At 43.3% G+C, this 6,000-nt stretch carries 6 protein-coding genes; 4 read left to right on the top strand and 2 right to left on the bottom strand.

The features are described from left to right. Together E0485_RS12385 and E0485_RS12380 are read left to right on the top strand one after the other, a co-directional pair. Positions 1 to 607 (top strand): single-stranded-DNA-specific exonuclease C-terminal domain-containing protein (locus E0485_RS12385; protein WP_207910972.1); only part of this gene is annotated, 607 nt, incomplete at its 5' end. Positions 608 to 636: 29 nt separating this feature from the next. Beyond that, complete coding sequence (locus E0485_RS12380; RefSeq protein WP_132418353.1) at positions 637 to 1,149, top strand: adenine phosphoribosyltransferase; 513 nt, start codon at positions 637 to 639, stop codon at positions 1,147 to 1,149. Positions 1,150 to 1,264: 115 nt separating this feature from the next. On the opposite strand, the gene E0485_RS12375 is transcribed toward E0485_RS12380, so the two are convergent. Together E0485_RS12375 and uraA are read right to left on the bottom strand one after the other, a co-directional pair. After that, positions 1,265 to 1,555, bottom strand: coding sequence for a hypothetical protein (locus E0485_RS12375; RefSeq protein WP_132418352.1), 291 nt, complete (start codon positions 1,553 to 1,555; stop codon positions 1,265 to 1,267). A gap of 152 nt (positions 1,556 to 1,707) precedes the next feature. Further along, complete coding sequence (gene uraA / locus E0485_RS12370) at positions 1,708 to 2,994, bottom strand: uracil permease (protein ID WP_235857544.1); 1,287 nt, start codon at positions 2,992 to 2,994, stop codon at positions 1,708 to 1,710. Positions 2,995 to 3,303: 309 nt separating this feature from the next. Here uraA and E0485_RS12365 point away from each other — a divergent pair, with 309 nt between their 5' ends. Continuing rightward, entirely contained in the window at positions 3,304 to 5,490 is a 2,187-nt protein-coding gene (locus E0485_RS12365) for a RelA/SpoT family protein (RefSeq protein ID WP_132418350.1), read from the top strand. A gap of 17 nt (positions 5,491 to 5,507) precedes the next feature. Then, entirely contained in the window at positions 5,508 to 5,948 is a 441-nt protein-coding gene (gene dtd / locus E0485_RS12360) for a D-aminoacyl-tRNA deacylase (protein WP_132418349.1), read from the top strand. The last annotated feature ends 52 nt before the right edge of the window (positions 5,949 to 6,000 follow it).

Genomic DNA, 6,000 nt, shown 5'->3' with positions numbered 1-6,000 from the left:
CAGCAGCACGCGTCTCCGTGCGCCTGCCGCATTGGCGGCGCACGCGGGTCTCCCTGCGTGGCAGCTGCACGCAGGGACAGGTGCGGTGACGCCTGCGAATGAGCACGCGGAACAGCGTGCTTTTCATTCCGTCACCGATGTGGTATTCTACAACTTGCCGAGTGAATTGGATCAACTTCGGCAAGCTGTCGCACTGTGCACGGGCATGCAGCGTGCCTATCCGCTATTTGCGGATCTGGATCCGCAGAATAGCAGTGTCATGCCATCCCGTGATGAATTTAAAGGCCTATACAGCGCGCTTCGTTCATTAGGGCAATGGAATATACCCACAGCACATGCGCGTGTCTGCCAAGAGCTGGCTCGCCGCCTGAATCTCTCAAATCAGACTGTTCATTTTATGCTAGCTGTCTTTGAAGAACTGCAATTTATAGAGAGAGATGAGACGATGATGCGAGTAGCTGCTCGTCCATCCAAACGGGATTTATCCGAATCAATCGCATACCAGGCTCGCCTGCATCTTGCAGAGGCTGAACAAACATGCATCTATACTTCTGCGAAGGAACTGGAGCAATGGATGAGAAATATACAAGTACACACGGTTTCATAAGGAAGCCTAATGTCTTAGGAGGAAATGACATGGATTTTAAAGAGCATATCAGAGTAATTATGGACTATCCACAGCCTGGGATTCGTTTCAAAGATATCACAACACTTCTGAAAAATGGTGAAGCATACAAAGCTGCCATCGATGAGCTTGCGAAGCTTGTGAAAGATCTTGAAATTGATGTCATTGCAGGTCCAGAAGCTCGTGGCTTCGTCATTGGTGCGCCGCTTTCTTACGCACTGGGCGTTGGCTTTATTCCAATCCGTAAATCAGGCAAACTGCCTGGTGAAACAATTGAGGCTGATTACTCTCTTGAATATGGCAAGGATAAGCTGGCTATGCATAAAGATGCGATTAAACCAGGGCAGCGTGTATTAATTGCGGATGATCTTCTTGCGACAGGCGGAACGATCCAGACTTCAATCGACCTTGTGCAGCAGTTAGGCGGGGAAGTTATTGGCGCAGCATTTTTAATTGAGCTGTCTTACTTGGATGGTCGCAGCAAAATGAACGGTATACCTGTTCGCTCGTTAATTACTTATTAATTGTACCTAGTCAAATGACATGATAAGAGCCCTATAATTTCAATTCAGCGAATGTTGAATGGAGATTATAGGGCTTTTTTGTATTATAGAATTTATGACTCTCGTATCATAAATTCTAAGTAATTCTCTTGCTGACTGGCTTCCCTTGGTCATCAAGATAAAGCTTACGCTCTGGATCATTCTTGAGCTTAACATTGAATAGCTTGAGTTCATTGTCCTCCACTTCGTGTAGTGACCAGTCGTCAATTGCCTGTATATTTTGATTGCTTAAGAAAGAAGCTAGTTCAGTCTCAGCCTCGTCAATCGAAGTCCATGATTTGACACCATAATAAGGGATCTGATAGTTATTGAGCATTGGGAAAGCGAATATCTCAGATGTAAGGCGATGTTTAAGCACAAATGACATGGGAACATTCCTCCGATTCGATTCGAATTAGTATTTGCCTCCATTATACCATTATCTAGCAGTATTGATGTCTTTTGAAAAAAAGAAAGAACAGGAACTAAGGGACAACCCCTAATTGCTGTTCTATCGTATTTATCCACATCATCAATTATTTAATCTGTTGTTAGCTTTAATTTCTCGGCTAGTTTAAAGATAAGAGATAGAATAATGCCGACTACAGTTGCAAGCGCCATTCCCTTCATTTCAAAGTTGCCGAATTTCAGTACGATTCCCGATAATCCGATCACAAACACAACGGTTGTCAGGACAATATTTTGTGCTTTGCCATAATCCACTTTGGAGTCAACCAGAATTCGAATACCCGAAGCTCCGATTACACCATATAGGACAAGTGAGATTCCCCCTAATACTGGAGGCGGGATGATCTGAATGAGAACAGCTACTTTACCGATGAAAGAAAGCAGGATGGCGAATACCGCAGCACCACCGACTACGAATACGGAGTACACACGCGTCAAGGCAAGGACACCAATGTTCTCACCATAAGTTGTGTTTGGTGTAGAACCTACAAAGCCTGAGATAATCGTGGAGATCCCATTTCCGAGCATCGAACGGTGTAAGCCTGGATCTTTCACTAAATCTTTATTCACAATATTGCCTGTTACGATCAAATGTCCGACATGCTCCGCAATGACAACGAGCGCTGCCGGGAGAATAATCAGGATTGCACTTAGATCGAAGCTTGGCGTATAGAAAGTTGGCATTTGGAACCAGCTTGCATCTTTAACTGGCGTGAAGTCAACTAGACCAAGCGGAATAGCGATCAGATATCCAACAATAATGGAGAATAGAATCGAAATGATCCGAAGAAATCCTCTGAATAATACAGTTCCGAATACGGCAAGACCAAAAGTAACAAGGGAAGCTATTACTGCTTTAGGATCAGGAGACCAAGCAACGCCATTTACCGTTTCTCCAATTAAACCTGCTTGTCTAGCAGCAGTTGGTACAAGCTCCAAACCAATGATTGCCACGATTGCACCCATTGCAGCCGGTGGGAATACGACATCGACCCAGCCGATACCGATTTTTCCAACGAGGAGTGCGACTAGTGTGAATACAATACCGACGACGATAAAGCCGCCTAAAGCCGATTCATATCCGTACTTCCCAATTACCAAAGTTACAGGTGATAAGAAAGCGAAACTCGATCCTAAGTAAGCAGGAATCTTACCTTTACATATAAATAAGTAAAGTAAAGTTCCAATCCCGTTCATCAAGAGGATCGTTGCGGGGTTCACACCTAGAATAATAGGTACGAGTATCGTTGATCCGAACATGGCAAACAAATGCTGTAGACTTAACGGAATCGCGGTAAGTAAGGGAGGTTTTTCGTGAATGTCGATAAATTTAGGTCCAGATGCTTGTTGAGAAGCCACTGATAATTTCCTCGCTTTCATGTCATGTTTGAAATTTTATGATTTGATGATGTGGTAGTGAACGGACAACTTTCGTATCCTATATTCAAAGCACCACGTTGAGCATACACGCCATTCAAGAGTTTATTATTCATTCGTAATTTCGTCAATTAAAACATGTAAAAAAGCTGTTTAGATAGAAAAATGTTTGAAAATGTTGGTTTTTGCCGATTGGCAATATCCTATGGGTTGACGTAAGGTAGACCTGCAAGGCATAATGAATTAAAATTAGAATTATTACGATTCGAATATAGAGGGAATGGACGGAACATGGGCATAGAGCTCTTACTCGAGAAAGCGGCTGTATATCTCAAAGAGAACGATCTTATTAAAATTAAACAAGCGTATGAGTTTGCCGAGAAAGCCCATCATGGGCAAGTACGTAAATCTGGCGAACCTTATATATTGCACCCTGTGGCGGTAGCGGAAATTCTGGTGAATATGCAAATGGATGTCACCTCAATTATCGCTGCCTTGCTTCATGATGTCGTCGAAGACACTACGGTTTCTCTTGCAGTGCTTGAAGAGAAGTTCGGAGCTACATGCGCCATGCTCGTTGATGGTTTAACGAAGCTGGAGCGTATTCAGTTTAAATCGAAGGAAGAGCAGCAGAACGAGAATTATCGTAAAATGTTCGTTGCGATGGCGCAAGATATTCGGGTTATTCTGATAAAATTAGCTGATCGTCTTCATAATATGCGGACGCTTAAATATCAATCGGAAGAAAATCAAAGACGAATCGCATATGAGACGTTAGAGATATTTTGTCCAATTGCACATCGTCTTGGTATTTCCGCAATTAAGTGGGAGATGGAAGACATTGCTCTCCGATATTTAAATCCGCAGCAGTATTATCGAATCGTTAACTTAATGCAAAAGAAGCGCACCGAGCGTGAGCAATATATTCAAGAAGTGATCCAGAATATCAAGAATAAGCTTAATGAAATGAATATTGAGGCAGATATTTCGGGCAGGCCGAAGCATCTGTATTCCATCTATACGAAAATGAGCTCCAAGAACAAAGAGTTCAACGAAATATATGACCTTATGGCTCTCCGCGTCATCGTAGAGAACATTAAGGATTGTTATGCTGCGCTCGGAATTATTCATACGTTATGGAAGCCGATGCCAGGCAGATTCAAGGATTATATCGCAATGCCCAAAACGAATATGTACCAGTCACTCCATACAACCGTGATTGGACCTAAGGGCGAGCCTTTGGAAGTGCAAATTCGCACATGGGATATGCATAAAACCTCCGAGTTCGGGGTTGCGGCACACTGGGCATATAAGGAAGGTTCAGTTGCGCCAACCAGTAATTTTGGAGAGAAAATGAGCTGGTTCCACGAAATTCTTGAGCTGCAAAATGAAACGAATGATGCGGCAGAATTTATGGAATCGATGAAGGCTGACTTCTTCTCCGATCTTGTGTTTGTTTTTACGCCAAAAGGTGAAGTAATCGAACTGCCAAAAGGTTCGGTTCCGCTTGATTTTTCCTATCGGATTCATACTGAAGTAGGAAACCGAACAATCGGCGCTAAGGTAAACGGCAGAATTGTTCCGCTTGATCATACGCTTAAAACAGGCGATATTGTAGAAATTTTGACCTCCAAGCATTCGTACGGGCCAAGTCAGGATTGGATTAAGATCGCCCAATCTTCACATGCTCGGACCAAAATTAAGCAATGGTTCAAGAAAGAAAAGCGTGAAGAGAATGTTGAGCGGGGCCGCGAAGCGATTGAACGCGAATTGCGCCGAATGGGACTCGATCCTTCTCACTTCTTAAATGATGAGAAGCTGAACGATATCGCGAAGAAATATAACTTTAACGATCCAGACGATTTATTGGCTGGCATTGGTTTTAGCGGTATTACAGCATCGCAGGTTGTGAATAAGCTTACAGAGAAGCATCGTAAGGAAGTTGAAGAATCTGAGAAAATTCAGCTTACAAACGAAGTGAAGGAAGTTAAGGCAGCACCTGAGAAGGAATTGAAGAGATATCCAACCAACGGAGTGCGGGTGAAGGGCATTGATAATCTGCTTGTTCGTTTTGCACGCTGCTGTAATCCTGTACCTGGTGATGAAATCGTTGGTTATATTACAAGAGGTCGCGGTGTAACGGTCCATCGTTCAGACTGCTCGAATATCCCTGCTGATGATATGGATGAGAGCAATCGCATTATTGAGGTCGAGTGGGCAGGCGCTGTTGAGTCCATTTATAATGTGGAAATCGAAATTACAGGTCATGATCGCAGAGGCTTCTTGAATGAGGTGCTTCAAGCGGTTTCTGAAAGCAAGACGATGATTACAGCCGTGTCTGGCCGTACGGATAAGAACAAGATGTCACTGGTTCATATGACGATCCAGATTCGCAATGTGGATCATTTGCATTCCGTCGTAGAGAAGATTAAGCGTGTCAAGGATGTCTATTCCGTACAACGGATTATGCAGGCTTAAGGAGCGTAAATAGATAAATGAGAATAGTAGTACAGCGTAGCAAAGAAGCAAAGGTTGTTGTGAACGGGGAAATCGTGGGACAGATCGATCATGGACTCATGCTGCTTGTTGGTGTTACCCATGAAGATACATTAGAGGATGCACAATATCTGGCTGAGAAAATTGCAGGTCTTCGCATTTTTGAAGATGATGCAGGAAAAATGAATTTATCTGTTCTGGACGCAGGTGGTCAAATTCTGTCGGTTTCGCAATTCACCTTATACGGTGATTGCCGTAAGGGAAAGAGGCCAAGCTTTATCGGTGCTGCAAGACCTGAGCAAGCAGAACCGCTATATGAGCAGTTTAATGAATTATTGCGATCAAAAGGACTTGTCGTTGAAACAGGCTCTTTTGGTGCCATGATGGACGTCTCTTTTACGAATGATGGTCCTGTTACACTTATTATCGATAGCAAGTAAAAGTATAGCCGTATTTCTCTTCATAGAGGAATGCGGCTTTTATTGTTAAGAT

The sequence above is a fragment of the Paenibacillus albiflavus genome, assembly GCF_004344915.1.
In the GTDB taxonomy this organism is placed as follows: Bacteria; Bacillota; Bacilli; order Paenibacillales; family NBRC-103111; genus Paenibacillus_AM; species Paenibacillus_AM albiflavus.
This window is presented reverse-complemented; position numbering and strand designations above follow the sequence as displayed.